Genomic DNA, 13,927 nt, shown 5'->3' on the forward strand with positions numbered 1-13,927 from the left:
GCGGCGGCATCGCGGTCCGGACGCCGCCGCAGCCAAGGCTCAGCCGGCTGGCGGGGCCGGCGGGGGCGGAGGCGGCGGCAGGATGGTGAACAGCTGCGCCAGTTCCATCACATCGCCCGCCCGTTTCCAGCCGTCCTGGCCCGGGGTCCAGACGTGAGTGTCGCGCGTCAGGCTGCCGTCCTGCGCCATCCGCCCCATCCGCGCTTTGGAGTACGGCCCGGAGGTCTGACCGTCCACCGCGATATGCCAGACATGCTCGACCGGCGGCGGGGGCGGCGCCACGGGCGCAGCCGCTTGCAGCGCAGCGGGTTCGGGCCGTGCGCCCCATGGCCCGGCCGGCTGAACCGCTGCCTGAGAGGGCGCGCCTCCCTGCATGGCCTGGCCCATCTGCTGCGCCATCGCCATTCCCATACCCATCCCCATGCCTGCGCCCATGCCGCTGTTCGGAGTCCTGGCCGCTGCGGTCATCGCCTCAGCCGCGGAAAACTGGGTATAGCGGCCCAGATCGCCCAGCACCCCCATCTGGGTGCGCTTGTCCAGTGCCTCTTCCACCGCGGGCGGCAGCGAGATGTTCTCGATATAGAGCTCTGGCATCATCAGGCCGTAGTCGGCCAGCGTGCCGGATATTTCCGCCGCCACCAGCTTGCCCAGGTCGGCGGTATTGGCGGCCATGTCCAGCACCGGGATGCCGGAGCCTGCAACCACGCGGGAGAATTCCTGCACGATGATGTTTCGGATCTGATAGGAGATCTCGTCCATCGTGAACTCGCCGTCGGTGCCGACGATTTCACTCAGGAAGCGGGCCGGATCGGCCACCTTGATCGTATAGGTGCCATAGGCGCGCAGCCGCACCGGACCGAATTCCGGATCGCGGCAGATGATCGGGTTCTTGGTGCCCCATTTGAGGTCGCTGAACCGGGTGGTGTCGACGAAGTAGATTTCCGACTTGAACGGCGACTGGAAAGCGTGGTCCCAATGCTGCAGCGTGGTCATGATCGGCATGTTGTTGGTCTCAAGCATATAGAGACCCGGCGTGAACACATCGGCCAGCTGGCCCTCGTGCACAAAGACCGCCGCTTGGCCCTCGCGCACCGTCAGTTTGGCGCCGTATTTGATGGCATGCCCTTCACGCTCGAACCGCCAGACCATGGTGTCATGGGTGTCATCCACCCAATGAATGACATCAATGAATTCGCCTTTGAGAAAATCGAAAATACCCATGTGCCGGTCCTCTTCCTTTGGCGGCCTACAGTTCCTGGCCCATCGCCTCGCGGGCGAGAATACGGATGATGGGGCGGGCCTCTTCCAGGCTCATCCCCGTTTTCAGTCTTGGATCATACAGCATCTGCAGCAGTTTTTCGTCAAAGCTGGTCAGAAGCGCAAATTCGTCATCGTCGTTGAAGATCGAGGGCCGCGCGCGCGGGCTGTCGTTTCTGAGGCCCAGGCCTTGCGCCACTTCCTCATGCACGCAGCTTTTGCGCACCAGGTCCGGATGCTCGGCCCGGATCAGCGCCACCCCGCGGGTGTAGGACAGCGGATCGCTTTGCGGCCCGCCCGCAACCACCAGGCAATAAAAACTGCGCGGCGGCGCCGCCAGCAGCGACAGGTCCTTGGCGCTGATCGAAGGCAGCAGCTCGCGCACCCGCTCGGCGACAAAGGCGCTGTCGTCGAGGCTGGCAAAGATCACGTGGAAGTTGCCGCGCGCGGCCACGGTGGCGACCGGGTGGCCTGTGATCCGGGCCAGCCGGGCGGCGTAGGCGCTGAGGGTCTCGCGGTCCGCTGCGCGCTGGGCCGCGGGCACCGAGGGGCCGAACTCTGCCGCGATCCGCACCGGGCCTGCCCAGCGGCCCAAACCGCCGGAGATGCCGGAGCCGCCGTATTCATCGTAAAACGCCAGCGCTTCGAAACTCTCGGCCAGATCTTCAGCGTCATAGGGGGTGTCGGGGCCGCCGCCGTCGGTGCGCAGCAGGCCGCGGGTCAGCAGGTCCCGCTGCAGGGCATTGTAGTAGTATGCCAGCTGGGCGCTGTCGGCGGAGGGTTTGTAGACCGCAGGCTCCGGCGCGGCAGGGCGGGGCTGCGGCACCAGAGATTCCGGCTGGGAAAACGGCAGGCAGGCCGACAGGGCTACAGCCCCGGCCAGGAGGGCGCCTCCATTCCAAACCACTCTGCATGCCAGCACGCCTGATACCTTTCTCAGCCCGGCACCGCGGTGCCCGCGTTGTCGCCAACCCCGTCACCGCGGGCTTTGGCAGCGGCCAGTGTGTCGCGCAGCTCTGCCTCCATCTTCTGCAGTTCAGCCTCGGCGGCAGCACGCTTGGCCTTGCCCTCGTCCGCAATCCGCAGGCTGTCCTGAATGGTGCCGATCAGATCCGCATTGGCTTGTTTGACGGCCTCGATGTCGAACACCCCGCGCTCCATCTCCTGCCGGATCATCTCGTTGGACTGGCGCAGATTGGCGGCGTTGGAGGTCAAGAGCTCGTTGGTCAGGTCATTGGCGTCGCGCACGGCGGCGGCAGCCTGAGCCGAGCGCTGGATTGTCAGCGCCTGGGCCAGCTGGGTCTCCCACAGCGGCACGGTGTTCACCAGCGTCGAGTTGATCTTGGTCACCAGCGACTTGTCGTTCTCCTGCACCAGCCGGATCGAGGGCAGCGACTGCATGGTGACCTGACGGGTGAGTTTGAGGTCATGCACCCGGCGCTCCAGGTCGTCGCGCGCGGCGCGGAGGTCGCGCAGTTCCTGCGCCTTCATCACTTGGTCGTCTTCGGCCGCGGCCTGCACCTCGGCCTCCTTGGCCGGGATCTCCTTGGCGTCCAACTGCGCCAGCTTGGCCTCACCCGCGGCAATGTACAGCGCCAGCTCGTCATAGAATTGCAGCGTCTTCTCATACAGCATGTCGAGCGACTTGATGTCCTTGAGCAGCTGATGCTCGTGGCCCAGCAAGTCGTCGGTGATCCGGTCGATCTGCCCCTGAACGCTTTCATAGCGTGCGGTGAATTTGGCAAAGGGTGCCGCCTTGCCCAGCAGCCGCTCCCAGAAGGTCGGTTTGCGGCGGATGTCCAGCTCAGAGACGGAAAAGCCGCGGATGGCGGTCACGATGTTGCGCAGGGAGTCGCCCGCGGGCCCCACATCCTTGTTGCGCACGTCCGAGAGCATCGCCTGGCTGATCGTCTGCAATTCCGCCTGCGCGTTTGAGCCGAAATGGATGATCGAATTGGTATCCGCCATGTCGATCTTGTCCATCCGCACCCGGATCGCCTCGCTGGTTGGCGCGTCTGCCTGCTCCAGCGGCTGCACCTCAGCAACGGGTTCCGGCAGCTCGATCGCCGTGACCTCCTTGACCAGGGCCTCGGCCTGGACGGCTTTCTGTTGAACAGCTTCAGACATGAACGGCTTCCTCGCTAATCAGTTCCGGTCCAGATGGACCCCTTCACGCTGCAGCCTGTCGCGCAGCACATCAATTTCAATGGTCAGGTCCGCGCGGTCCGCCACCAGCATCTTGCGGGTGCGCGCGGCAAAGTTCTGTTCCAGATCGTCCAGCAGTGCCAGATAGCTCTCCCGGGCACCGGCGTCCTGGCTGCGGGCATAGATATCGGCAAATTTCACGGTCGCGTCACGGGCACCCTGCAGGTAGACGGTCAGGTACTTGCGCGCGGCTGTCAGATCGCGCGGGTCTTCCTCCACCGTGCGGAACAGCTCGCGGGCGACGGACTGGAATTGCTCCACCCGTGCCTCGACCTTGCGGTCGCGGGCGCGCAGGGCGGCGTCCTTCATCGCGACGAGGCTTTGCTCGGCCTCGTCCACAGCGCGGGCCACCCGGGACTGCTGGAAGGTGTCGGCACCTTCCGCGCCCTTGTCGCGCAGCGGGTCGATTCCAAAGGCCGCAAGATGCAGGCCCGCCGCCGCCGTACCATAGATGACGGCGCTCAGCAGGCCGGGTTCCCCTTTCCACGCTGCCAGCGCTGCGCCCGAGCCTGCCAGCAGGGCTGCCAGGATCTTGCGGGGCAGGGCGGGTCTGCGGGCCACCTTGCGGGCGGCAAAGGCGGCCTCGGCCTTGAGCCCCTCGCGCAACAGGAAGGCGCCGCCTGTCCACAGGCCCGCGCCGGCCAGCCCCAGCCCCAGACCGGTTGCGCCGTCGTTCAGCGACAGAAGAGCCAGAATGGCAGGCGGCACAAACAGCACATTGGCGCGCACCCCGACCGGGTCCACTTGGGCATTGCGGTAAGACTGCTGCGGAGCGGAGCCTTGGTGTCCGGGTTTGCTGCCAGGGCTGTGTTTGCCGCCGTAACGCTGTGCCATCCTCTCAGCCCCCCACGATCCAGCCGGTGCTGAGACCGAACATCAGGATCAACAGGGCGACATAGGCAATTTTCTGCACGCGAGCTCCCCCAGGAACGGCCAGCGAAGATTAACTGATTGGAAATCTAGGGGATAGCTGGCGCTGTTGCTAGGGGGAAGTCCGCGGGAAATGGTTCAGCGGCGGGGATTTTTGCCGGCGGGCCGTTTGCCGCCGCCGCGCTGGGCGGGGCGCTCTGCGCGCGGTGCCGGTGATTTGCCTGCTGGTTTGCCGGGTTTGCCGGGACCCTTGCCTGCAGCTTTGCCCGTCGGTTTGCCCGCCGGTTTACCCAATGGCCGTCCCGCATGCTTGCCGCCGCGGGAGCGGGTGGGCCGGGCCGCCGGTTTTTCCTCTTCCTCAGCAAGCCCCAACTGGTCGCGCACCACGCGGGGGCGCAGTTCCTCTACCTCGCCGGGGTTCAGGTTCCCCAGCTGGAACGGCCCGTAAGAAACCCGCAGCAGCCGGTTTACGCTGAACCCGATATCCTCCATCGCGCGGCGGATCTCGCGGTTCTTGCCTTCGCGCAGGCCAACGGTCAGCCAGGCATTGGCGCCTTGCTGGCGGTCCAGCGAAACGGTCATCGGCTGGAATTTCTCGCCGTCGATCACCAGGCCCTTGCGCAGCGGGGCAAAATCCTCGTCCTTGGGGCGGCCGTTGATCCGCACCCGGTAGCGGCGCAGCCAGCCGGTTGCGGGCAGCTCCAGCTTGCGCTTGATGCCGCCGTCATTTGTCAGCAGCAGCAGCCCCTCGGAGTTCAGGTCGAGGCGGCCAACCGTCATCACCCGCGGCATGTCCTCCGGCAGCTCGTCAAAGATCGTCTTGCGGCCCTTCTCGTCGCTGTTCGACGTCACCAGCCCGATGGGTTTGTAATAGAGCCACATCCGCGGCGCTTCGGCCTCCGGCAGCGGCTGGCCGTCGACGCTGATCCGGTCTTTCGCGGTTACGTTCAGCGCCGGGCTGTCGATCTTCTTGCCATTCACCGATACGCGGCCCTCGGCAATCATCCTCTCGGCCTCGCGCCGCGAGGCAACGCCTGCGCGCGACAGGACCTTGGCGATGCGGTCGCCCTCGGGGGAAGCGCCGGCCTCCGGTTTGGCAGCGGCCTTGCGAGGCTGGGATTTCGGGCCGGATTTGCCCTGGGGGGGTGCGGGTGTTTTGCTCATGCAAGTGCCATAGAGCATTCCGCTGCCTTGCGAAAGCGGGCATTCGCGGGCAGGAAGGGGCATGGCATTCAAATCGCATATGGATAAGGCGCTGGAACAGGCGCGGGCGGCAGCGGAGCGCGGCGAGGTGCCGGTCGGCGCTGCGCTGATCGCGCCGGACGGGCAGGTCGCGGCGCTGGCGGGAAACCGCACGCGCGAACTGAATGACCCTACCGCCCACGCCGAGATCCTGACCATCCGCGAGGCCTGTGCGAGCCTGGGCAGCGAGCGGCTGACGGGTTACGACCTCTATGTCACGCTGGAACCCTGCGCCATGTGCGCCGCCGCCATCGCCGCCGCCCGCATCCGCCGCGTCTATTACGGTGCCTCCGACCCCAAGTCCGGCGGTGTGGCCCATGGCGCCTGCGTGTTCTCCCACCCGCAGGCGCATCATGCGCCGGAGGTTTATGACGGCATAGCGGAAGGGGAGGCCAGCGCGCTGCTCAAGGAGTTTTTTGCAAAGAAACGCTGATCGCACCGGGGCGGGGCTGCGGCTGCCTTTGCTGTTGCCGCATTAGGGCATTTGTCCTATAAGCATCTGGGTCAATTGTCCTAGAGGCGTGATGTGGCGCAGGAAACAACCAAAGACCGGATCACTGAGGCCGCGGACCAGCTGTTTTATGAGCGCGGGTTCGAGGCGGCATCATTTGCGGATATCGCCGCGGCGGTCGGTATCTCGCGCGGCAATTTCTATTATCATTTCAAGACCAAAGATGAGATTCTTGAAGCGGTTATCGCGCGCCGGATGGCCAGCACCCGTGCCCTGCTGAACAGCTGGCAGGCGGAGGGCCATACTGCGGAGCAGCGGATCACCTGCTTCATCCGTATCCTGATCGCCAATCAGGCCAAGATCGCGCTCTATGGCTGCCCGGTTGGCACGCTGGTGGCGGAGCTGGGCAAGCTGAATCACGCGGCGCAGGGACAGGCCGCCGCACTCTTCACGCTGTTTCAGGACTGGCTCACCCAGCAGTTTCAGGCGCTGGGGTGCGGCGCGCGGTCCGGCAGCCTGGCGATGCATCTGCTGGCCCGCAGCCAGGGCGTGGCGGTATTGGCACAGGCGTTCGGCGACCTGGATTTTATCGACCGCGAAGTGGCGCTGATGCAGGACTGGCTCCGGGATCAGCTGCCGCAGGATCACACCCTCTAATACACATCTCAGGAGACGATCATGTATTTCATACTGCTGACATTTGCGGCGCAGAAAGACCGGCTGGCCGAGTTTCTGGAGGGCCACAAGGCCTGGCTCCAGCAGGGATTTGAGGACGGGGTGTTCCTTGCTGCCGGGTCCATGACCGATGGCGAAGGCGGAGCGATCCTTGCCGTGGGCGAAAGCGAAGAGGACCTTGCTGCCCGCGTCGCGCAGGATCCTTTTGTAACCGGCGGTGTGGTGGAGCCGGAAATCATCGGCGTGGCGCCGACCATGATGGACCCGCGGCTTGATTTCCTGCGGGGCGGCGAATGAGCCACATCTTCACCGCGGCCGATGGCAATCCCCGTTGCGCCTGGAGCGCCTCGGCCCCGGACTTCCTGCGCTACCACGACGAGGAATGGGGCTATCCGGTGGGCGACGACATCCGCCTGTTCGAGAAGGTCTGCCTGGAAAGCTTCCAGTCCGGCCTCAGCTGGCGGACCATTCTGGACAAGCGCGAGAATTTCCGCGCCGCCTTTGCTGGGTTCGACTTCAACGAGATGGCGAAATTCGGCCCAGCGGATGTGGAGCGGCTCTTGCAGGACAAGGGCATCATCCGCCATCGCGGCAAGATCGAGGCGGTGATCAATAACGCCGCCCGTGCCCAGGAGCTGGTGGAGGAGGCGGGCTCGCTGGCGGCGTTTTTCTGGAGTTTTGAGCCTGCGCCGGACAACCTGCCGGAGCCGCAGACCGCCTCCACCAGCCCGGAATCGGTAGCGCTCTCGAAGGCGCTGAAGAAACGCGGCTGGAAATTTGTCGGCCCCACCACCGCCTTTGCCTTCATGCAGGCGATGGGGCTGATCAACGACCACGCGCACGGCTGCATCTGCCGCGAAAAGGCCGCGGCAGCGCGCAAAGCCTTTTCCGTGCCGGAACTGAAAGCCCAAGATTGAGGCACTGCCGCGCCGGGCCGTCAGGCCCGGCGCCCGGCCCAACGGGCGCGGATCTGCGCTGCAGATCCAGCGCCTGGCGGGAGACCTCCCAGTAGTCTTGGCGGTTCAGATTTCGATCGCCTTCATCACCTCCGGCTCGATCACCTCAACCCCGGGCAAGCCTTCGATCAGGTCCGTGGCGTCCTGCTCCAGCACCGGGAAGCTTTTGTAGTGGCAGGGAATCACCGTTTTGAAGTTGAAGTACCGTTTGGCCGCATAGGCCGCCTGTTTCATGTCCATGGTGAAATGGCCGCCGGCGGACAGGATGCCGACATCCGGCTTGTAATAGTCCCCCATCCAATCCATGTCCGCCATAATGGCGGTGTCGCCTGACAAATAGACCGTCTTGCCCTCTGCCATCACCATGTATCCCACTTCCGAGCCGCCGGTGCGCAGCCCGTCCTGGGTGCTGAAGGTGGAGCTGTGCGAGGCCGGGACCATCGCAACCTTCACCCCGTCCAGATCCACGGTGCCGCCCTTGTTGAAGCCGACTGTTTGCACAGCTTCGGTCTCGCCCCACAACCCCATCAGGTCGTACTGGCCGATCACCGGCACCTCCAGCCGCTTCGCCAGCGGCAGCACATCGACCACATGGTCGAAATGCACATGGGTGAGGAGGATGTGGGTGGCGCCCGCAACCGCCGCTTCATGCTGGTCTTCGGGCAGCACCGGATTGCCGGTCAGCCAGGGATCCACCAGCAGCACCTGGCCGCTTGCTTCGATGCGGAACGAGCCGTGGCCCAGCCAAATGATCTTCATCTCTTATCTCCTCCCGGTTTTGTTGTGCGCAGCGTAACAGGCTGGTGCGAAAATGATATGCGGACGTGCCGGAAATGCGGGGGCCGCCGGTTTCCGGGCGCGGCACGCCCCAGCCGGCTTGCAGCGCAGGCGGCACGGCGGTAAATGCCTATCCAACACCAGATGAGGGTTTCCATGTCGATTGACCAAAGCACCGCCGCCAAGGTGGCCAAACTGGCCCGGATCAAGGTCGAGGATGACGCGCTGCCGGCGCTGGCAGACGAGTTCAACAATATCCTGGGCTTCATCGAGCAGCTGAATGAGGTGGATGTCGAGGGCGTCGAGCCGATGACCTCGGTCACCCCGCAGCGCCTGAAGCGCCGGGCGGACGAAGTCACCGATGGCAACCAGCAGGACAAGGTGCTGGCCAACGCACCGGATGCCCGCGAAGGTTTCTTCGCAGTGCCCAAAGTCGTGGAGTGAAAGACATGAGCGATCTGAACAAACTGGGCCTGGCAGAGGCCCGCGACGCGCTGCGCAAGGGCGACACCACCTCCGCCGAGCTGACCGAGGCCTGCCTCAAGGCCATTGATGCGGCCGACGCGCTAAATGCTTTCGTTCACAAGACGCCTGAGATTGCGATGGAGCGCGCCAAGGCTGCGGATGAACGCATCAAGGCGGGCGATGCGCCCTCCATGTGCGGCCTGCCGGTCGGTATCAAGGACCTGTTCTGCACCAAAGGCGTGCCTTCGCAAGCAGCCTCCAAGATCCTGGAAGGTTTCAAGCCGGAGTATGAATCCACCGTTTCGCAGAAGCTGGCTGATGCCGGCTCCGTGATGCTGGGCAAGCTGAACATGGATGAGTTCGCCATGGGCTCCTCCAACGAAACCTCAGTCTACGGCAATGCTGTCAGCCCCTGGCGCCGCGGCAATGACGACGCCCAGCTGACCCCGGGCGGCTCCTCCGGCGGCTCTGCCGCTGCTGTGGCCGCCGACCTGTGCCTGGCCGCCACCGGCACCGACACCGGCGGCTCTATCCGCCAGCCCGCCGCCTTCACCGGCACCGTCGGCATCAAGCCGACCTACGGTCGCTGCTCGCGCTGGGGCATCGTTGCCTTTGCCTCCTCGCTGGACCAGGCGGGCCCGATGACCAAATCGGTGCGCGACGCCGCCATCATGCTGGAAGCCATGTGCGGCCACGACCCCAAGGATTCGACCTCTGCCGAACTGGCGGTGCCGGATTTTGAGGCGATGCTGACCGGCGACATCAAGGGCAAGAAAATCGGTATCCCCAAGGAATACCGCATGGACGGCATGCCGGGCGAGATCGAGAAGCTGTGGTCCGATGGCGCCGAGATGCTGAAAGCAGCCGGTGCCGAGATCGTCGACATCTCGCTGCCGCACACCAAGTATGCGCTGCCGGCCTACTATGTGATTGCCCCGGCTGAGGCGTCGTCGAACCTCGCGCGCTATGACGGTGTCCGCTACGGCCGCCGCGCCACGCTGGAAGCGGGCGACGGCATCACCGAGATGTACGAGAAAACCCGCGCCGAAGGCTTCGGCCACGAGGTGCAGCGCCGGGTGATGGTCGGCACCTATGTGCTGTCGGCAGGCTTCTACGATGCCTATTACAACCGCGCCCGCCGCGTCCGCACTCTGATCAAAAAGGACTTCGAGGACGTCTTTGCCGCCGGCGTCGACGCCATCCTGACCCCGGCCACCCCGTCGGCGGCCTTTGGCCTGGGCGAGATGACCGAGGCGGATCCGGTGCAGATGTACCTGAACGACGTCTTCACCGTGACCGTGAACCTGGCAGGCCTGCCGGGTGTGGCGGTGCCGGCAGGGCTCGACAAGCAGGGTCTGCCGCTGGGTCTGCAGCTGATCGGCAAGCCTTGGGAAGAAGGCGATCTGCTGAACACTGCCTATGCGCTGGAGAATGCGGCCGGCTTTGTAGCCAAGCCGCAGCAATGGTGGTAAGCCTCTGCCTCAGCACTTGAGCAGAGCAGACAGGTAACCCCATGCGCGCATTCGCATCTTACGCCGCCGCAGGCAGCCTCTTGGTTATGGCTGCCTGTTCTCCGCAGCTCCCCGACAGCGCCGCTGGCATCGACGGCGATCCCTTTGCGCCGGCGCCTGCCGCGGGCACCACCATCAATGGCGATCCGCTGGTGCCGCCGGCGCGGGTTTCGACGGAACCCTATCAAGCCGCGTCAGCCCCGCGCAGCCCGGCCACGGCGGCTGCGGCGGGCACGTTCAACACTGCCAGCGACGCGGACATCGCCCGCGAAACCGCCGCGGCCCTCGCTGCCTCCAGCGCCGGTGCCGGTGCTGCGCCGGTGCAGGCGAGCCCGTCGAACCCGGCGCCGCAGCTGGCCGGAAGCCCGCGGATCTCTGATGAGAACGACTTCCAGGCGGTCTCCGCCCGGCAGTCGATCGAGAGCGACGCCGCCCGGCTGGAGCGTCAGCGGGCGCAATACCAGCAGGTGCAGCCGGTTGCAGTGCCGCAGCGCACGGAGGAGGCAGGGCCCAACATCGTGCGCTATGCTCTCAGCACCAGCAACCCAAAGGGCGTGCGCGTCTACAGCCGCTCCGGCATCAACCTGAAGGCCCGCAACCAGCGCAACTGCGCAGAGTTTGCGTCTCCCGATCAGGCCCAGGTCGCCTTCCTCGACTCCGGCGGGCCGGAACGCGACCGCAAAGCGCTGGACCCGGATGGCGACGGTTATGCCTGCGGCTGGGACCCGGCACCTTACCGGCTGGCCGTCCAGAACTGATGGCGGCGGACCCGCGCGGGGCTGACCAGCCGGGCGCCGTCTGGCACCCCAGTCCGAATTTCGGGCCCCGCAGGGACGGTCTGACGCCGTCCCTGATCGTTTTGCACTACACCGCCATGAAGAGTGCACAGGCCGCGCTTGAGCGGCTCTGCGACCCGGCGGCCGAGGTTTCGGCGCACTATCTGATCGGGGCCGACGGTACCCTGTGGCAGATGGTGGCTGAAGACCACCGCGCCTGGCACGCCGGGGCCGGCGAATGGAGCGGCCAGGACGACATCAACTCCCGTTCCATCGGAATCGAACTCGACAACCTCGGCACGCACCCCTTCAGCGCGCCGCAAATGGCGGCGCTGGAAAAACTCATGCACGGCGTGATGCAGCGCTGGGACATCTCTGCGCCGGGGGTGATCGGGCATTCCTGCATGGCACCGGGGCGCAAGTCCGATCCCGGCCCGCGCTTCGACTGGAACCGGCTGGCACGGCAGGGCCTGGCGGCAGCGGCAAGCAAAGGAAAAGTGCCGCAGGATCCTTCATTTGAACTGTTCCGCAAGTCCGCCGCGGCAGCCGGCTTTACCGCCGCAGCGGATGATGAGGCGCTTCTGGCCGCCGTCCGCTTACGGTTCCGCCCCTGGGCGCGCGGCCCGCTGACGTCCGCGGATTTCGCCCCTCTGGGGGCTGACGCGCTTTAAGTCTGGTATTATGCGAGGCTCTGCCTCGCGCTCCGGGATATTTGGGGCCAGATGAATAAGGGATCCATTCTTCATCTGGCTGGAAATATCCTGGGGTGAATTGGCAGCAGGCCAAGAGGGGCAAGGCCCCTTAATCCGCACTATCCGCTTGACGCCGCACGCCGATGTTTCTACGCCTCCAGTCGCGCAGAAGGCTGGACGGCCGCGCGGGGTGCGCAAGCCCCCCTCGAGGAAAGTCCGGACTCCATGAAGCAACGGTGCCGGGTAACGCCCGGGCGGGGAAACCCGACGGAAAGCGCCACAGAAAACAGACCGCCCGCCGGACCGGAGGTCCGCCGAAGGAGCATCCGCGCGGGTAAGGGTGAAACGGTGGGGTAAGAGCCCACCGCGCTGCTGGCAACAGCGGCGGCACGGCAAGCCCCACCGGGAGCAATGCCAAATAGGGCCCCCGCGCGGGCAGGTCCCGGGCAACCGGGAAACCGCCGCTAGGTACGCTTCAGCCGAGAGGGGCCGGGTTGGCAGCTTGAGCGGCGCAGCAATGCGCCGCCTAGATGAATGGCCGTCGAGCCCGGGATTTCGGTCCCGGAGGGACAGGATCCGGCTTACAGGCCTTCTGTGCATAAATCCCTCGGGGAATAGGGGCGAATCCTATTGACTTGGGGGCTGGGGCAGGTAAAAGCCGGGCTTCAGATAGGAATTTACCGAGAGGCCCCTGCCTTTTCGGACGCAGGAGAAGCACCATGGCGAAGCCGACCACCATCAAGATCCGCCTGAACTCGAGCGCGGGCACCGGCCACTTCTATGTCACCAAGAAGAACGCACGCACCATGACCGAAAAAATGGTTGTGCGTAAGTATGACCCGGTTGTGCGCAAGCACGTCGAGTACAAGGAAGGCAAAATCAAGTAAGCCTTGCTTACGGGATGATTTCCGGAAACGGGTCGCGCCAGGCGCGGCCCGTTTTCTTTTGGAAGGGCCCCAGCGGTTTAAGGGCGTTGTCTAGAATTGCCGGAAAATGCCGCCTTGATTGTCCGCACCCGCTTGCCCCTGCGGCATCTTTCCGCCGCAATTGCGCACTAGGCTTGCCTTCGTGGGTAATGAGCAAACGGGTGGATGAGCTGTGAAAACTTTTGTGATTGCCGCGGCGCTGGGAGCGGCCGCGACGCCAGTTTCAAGTTCTTTCGAAGCAATGGCGGCTCTGCCGCCGCCGCCGGCGGTTGCGGCGCAAAGCTTGCCCCCCGGGCTGGCGGCCGCTGTTCCTGCTGCGGAGCCTGCGGCCCCGGGCCGCGCGGTGGTAGACAGGATCGTGCAGATGGAGGGGCGGGAGCTGGCTTTGTGCCTTGTCCGCTCCGGAAGTGCAGGCATGGCAGTGCTAAGCGTTCCGGAGCATAGTGCGGCGCCAAGCCTGCCGGATATTGCCGAAGCGGACTTCAGCGGCCTGGTGACGTATGCTTCCGGCTGCCGGCTGGATGGCGAGATCCGCGAAGTGTCGAGCACCCGCGGCACCATCGCCATCTCGGCTGGGCTCGACTGCACCGGTACCGGGTCCTGACATCAGGCCTCTGAGCTAGCACCGGGCTTCAGGCGCGCCATTCTGCCAGGGTCAGCACCGGCTCCATTCCCATACCTTTCATCAGCGCCGCTGAGGCGGTATTGAAAGGCGCATAGGTGGCGGCAACAACGGTTGCGCCAGCCTCAAGCGCACGGGCCTTCATCGCCTCGACCAAAGCCTTGCCGACGCCCATCCTACGCCAGGCCTCGGTCACTGAGATGTGGTGCAGCATGGCGCGCGTTTCGGCGGCGCGGAGCGGCAGGGCAGGGCGCTCCTGCAACTCGCAGATCAGATAACCCAGCAGGGTTCCCTGCGGGCTCTCTGCGGCCAGTGCAAAGACGTTGTCCTCACTTAGCCAGTCCTGCAGCCATTCGGCCAGACCGCCGCTGCCCGGCGCCGGAATATGGCGCTCTGGCTGATGGGTGACGTGCAGCGCGTGCAAATCCTGCAGCATCGGCACCAGCCGCTCTGCCTCAGTGGCGGGAATCTCAATGATCTTCACGGGGTAAACCTTGTTATT

General features: G+C 65.2%; 17 protein-coding genes and 1 other RNA gene. 11 read left to right on the plus strand and 7 right to left on the minus strand.

Features of this window, described 5'->3' with window-relative positions:
* Positions 1–39: 39 nt before the first annotated feature.
* The 5 genes from ACXAED_RS14630 to ACXAED_RS14650 form a co-directional block, all read right to left on the minus strand.
* Entirely contained in the window at positions 40–1,221 is a 1,182-nt protein-coding gene (locus ACXAED_RS14630) for an SPFH domain-containing protein (protein ID WP_475050942.1), read from the minus strand.
* A gap of 25 nt (positions 1,222–1,246) precedes the next feature.
* Positions 1,247–2,164 carry a DUF2927 domain-containing protein gene (locus ACXAED_RS14635; RefSeq protein ID WP_475050943.1) on the minus strand — a complete coding sequence of 306 codons (918 nt, stop codon included), beginning with the start codon at positions 2,162–2,164 and terminating at the stop codon, positions 1,247–1,249.
* A 29-nt stretch (positions 2,165–2,193) separates the two neighbouring features.
* The gene (locus ACXAED_RS14640) at positions 2,194–3,384 is read right to left on the minus strand and encodes a toxic anion resistance protein (protein WP_475050944.1); all 1,191 of its coding nucleotides are present in this window, start codon (positions 3,382–3,384) and stop codon (positions 2,194–2,196) included.
* Positions 3,385–3,402: 18 nt separating this feature from the next.
* Positions 3,403–4,296 (minus strand): 5-bromo-4-chloroindolyl phosphate hydrolysis family protein, encoded by an 894-nt coding sequence (locus ACXAED_RS14645; RefSeq protein WP_475050945.1) that lies wholly within the window; start codon positions 4,294–4,296, stop codon positions 3,403–3,405.
* A 174-nt stretch (positions 4,297–4,470) separates the two neighbouring features.
* Positions 4,471–5,496 (minus strand): pseudouridine synthase, encoded by a 1,026-nt coding sequence (locus ACXAED_RS14650; RefSeq protein WP_475050946.1) that lies wholly within the window; start codon positions 5,494–5,496, stop codon positions 4,471–4,473.
* 61 nt (positions 5,497–5,557) lie between these two features.
* Here ACXAED_RS14650 and ACXAED_RS14655 point away from each other — a divergent pair, with 61 nt between their 5' ends.
* The 4 genes from ACXAED_RS14655 (at position 5,558) to ACXAED_RS14670 (ending at position 7,617) form a co-directional block, all read left to right on the plus strand.
* Positions 5,558–6,007, plus strand: coding sequence for a nucleoside deaminase (locus tag ACXAED_RS14655; protein WP_475050948.1), 450 nt, complete (start codon positions 5,558–5,560; stop codon positions 6,005–6,007).
* Positions 6,008–6,100: 93 nt separating this feature from the next.
* The gene (locus tag ACXAED_RS14660) at positions 6,101–6,682 is read left to right on the plus strand and encodes a TetR/AcrR family transcriptional regulator (RefSeq protein ID WP_475050949.1); all 582 of its coding nucleotides are present in this window, start codon (positions 6,101–6,103) and stop codon (positions 6,680–6,682) included.
* A gap of 21 nt (positions 6,683–6,703) precedes the next feature.
* Positions 6,704–6,997, plus strand: coding sequence for a YciI family protein (locus ACXAED_RS14665; protein WP_475050951.1), 294 nt, complete (start codon positions 6,704–6,706; stop codon positions 6,995–6,997).
* Positions 6,994–7,617 carry a DNA-3-methyladenine glycosylase I gene (locus ACXAED_RS14670; protein WP_475050953.1) on the plus strand — a complete coding sequence of 208 codons (624 nt, stop codon included), beginning with the start codon at positions 6,994–6,996 and terminating at the stop codon, positions 7,615–7,617. Before ACXAED_RS14665 ends, ACXAED_RS14670 begins: the two co-directional genes overlap by 4 nt.
* Positions 7,618–7,722: 105 nt before the next feature.
* Here the strand turns inward: ACXAED_RS14670 and ACXAED_RS14675 are convergent, their stop codons facing one another.
* Positions 7,723–8,415: a metal-dependent hydrolase gene (locus tag ACXAED_RS14675; RefSeq protein WP_475050954.1), complete on the minus strand. Its 693-nt coding sequence runs from the start codon at positions 8,413–8,415 to the stop codon at positions 7,723–7,725.
* Positions 8,416–8,589: 174 nt separating this feature from the next.
* Here ACXAED_RS14675 and gatC point away from each other — a divergent pair, with 174 nt between their 5' ends.
* The 7 genes from gatC (at position 8,590) to ACXAED_RS14710 (ending at position 13,407) form a co-directional block, all read left to right on the plus strand.
* A complete protein-coding gene (gatC, locus tag ACXAED_RS14680; protein WP_222478346.1) occupies positions 8,590–8,877 on the plus strand; it encodes an Asp-tRNA(Asn)/Glu-tRNA(Gln) amidotransferase subunit GatC in 288 nt (95 codons plus the stop codon).
* Between the two features lie 5 nt (positions 8,878–8,882).
* Complete coding sequence (gene gatA / locus ACXAED_RS14685; RefSeq protein WP_475050956.1) at positions 8,883–10,370, plus strand: Asp-tRNA(Asn)/Glu-tRNA(Gln) amidotransferase subunit GatA; 1,488 nt, start codon at positions 8,883–8,885, stop codon at positions 10,368–10,370.
* A 41-nt stretch (positions 10,371–10,411) separates the two neighbouring features.
* The gene (locus ACXAED_RS14690; RefSeq protein ID WP_475050957.1) at positions 10,412–11,167 is read left to right on the plus strand and encodes a hypothetical protein; all 756 of its coding nucleotides are present in this window, start codon (positions 10,412–10,414) and stop codon (positions 11,165–11,167) included.
* On the plus strand, positions 11,167–11,856 hold the full coding sequence (locus ACXAED_RS14695; RefSeq protein WP_475050958.1) for an N-acetylmuramoyl-L-alanine amidase: 690 nt from the start codon (positions 11,167–11,169) through the stop codon (positions 11,854–11,856). The genes ACXAED_RS14690 and ACXAED_RS14695 overlap by 1 nt, the downstream gene beginning before the upstream one ends.
* A 186-nt stretch (positions 11,857–12,042) precedes the next feature.
* Positions 12,043–12,477: RNase P RNA component class A (gene rnpB, locus ACXAED_RS14700), an RNA gene on the plus strand.
* A 119-nt stretch (positions 12,478–12,596) separates the two neighbouring features.
* Positions 12,597–12,764: a 50S ribosomal protein L33 gene (gene rpmG, locus ACXAED_RS14705; protein WP_008554190.1), complete on the plus strand. Its 168-nt coding sequence runs from the start codon at positions 12,597–12,599 to the stop codon at positions 12,762–12,764.
* Between the two features lie 211 nt (positions 12,765–12,975).
* A complete protein-coding gene (locus ACXAED_RS14710) occupies positions 12,976–13,407 on the plus strand; it encodes a hypothetical protein (RefSeq protein WP_475050960.1) in 432 nt (143 codons plus the stop codon).
* Between the two features lie 28 nt (positions 13,408–13,435).
* On the opposite strand, the gene ACXAED_RS14715 is transcribed toward ACXAED_RS14710, so the two are convergent.
* Positions 13,436–13,909 (minus strand): N-acetyltransferase family protein, encoded by a 474-nt coding sequence (locus ACXAED_RS14715; protein WP_475050961.1) that lies wholly within the window; start codon positions 13,907–13,909, stop codon positions 13,436–13,438.
* Positions 13,910–13,927: the final 18 nt, after the last annotated feature.

This window comes from Leisingera sp. ABM4_103, assembly GCF_056158685.1.

Coding starts and splice junctions, on each gene's coding strand:
- ACXAED_RS14630 (WP_475050942.1), bottom strand. CDS start 1,221: ATGGGTATTTTCGATTTTCTCAAAGGCGAATTCATTGATGTCATTCAT.
- ACXAED_RS14640 (WP_475050944.1), bottom strand. CDS start 3,384: ATGTCTGAAGCTGTTCAACAGAAAGCCGTCCAGGCCGAGGCCCTGGTC.
- ACXAED_RS14645 (WP_475050945.1), bottom strand. CDS start 4,296: ATGGCACAGCGTTACGGCGGCAAACACAGCCCTGGCAGCAAACCCGGA.
- ACXAED_RS14650 (WP_475050946.1), bottom strand. CDS start 5,496: ATGAGCAAAACACCCGCACCCCCCCAGGGCAAATCCGGCCCGAAATCC.
- ACXAED_RS14655 (WP_475050948.1), top strand. CDS start 5,558: ATGGCATTCAAATCGCATATGGATAAGGCGCTGGAACAGGCGCGGGCG.
- ACXAED_RS14665 (WP_475050951.1), top strand. CDS start 6,704: ATGTATTTCATACTGCTGACATTTGCGGCGCAGAAAGACCGGCTGGCC.
- ACXAED_RS14670 (WP_475050953.1), top strand. CDS start 6,994: ATGAGCCACATCTTCACCGCGGCCGATGGCAATCCCCGTTGCGCCTGG.
- ACXAED_RS14675 (WP_475050954.1), bottom strand. CDS start 8,415: ATGAAGATCATTTGGCTGGGCCACGGCTCGTTCCGCATCGAAGCAAGC.
- gatC (WP_222478346.1), top strand. CDS start 8,590: ATGTCGATTGACCAAAGCACCGCCGCCAAGGTGGCCAAACTGGCCCGG.
- gatA (WP_475050956.1), top strand. CDS start 8,883: ATGAGCGATCTGAACAAACTGGGCCTGGCAGAGGCCCGCGACGCGCTG.
- ACXAED_RS14690 (WP_475050957.1), top strand. CDS start 10,412: ATGCGCGCATTCGCATCTTACGCCGCCGCAGGCAGCCTCTTGGTTATG.
- ACXAED_RS14695 (WP_475050958.1), top strand. CDS start 11,167: ATGGCGGCGGACCCGCGCGGGGCTGACCAGCCGGGCGCCGTCTGGCAC.
- rpmG (WP_008554190.1), top strand. CDS start 12,597: ATGGCGAAGCCGACCACCATCAAGATCCGCCTGAACTCGAGCGCGGGC.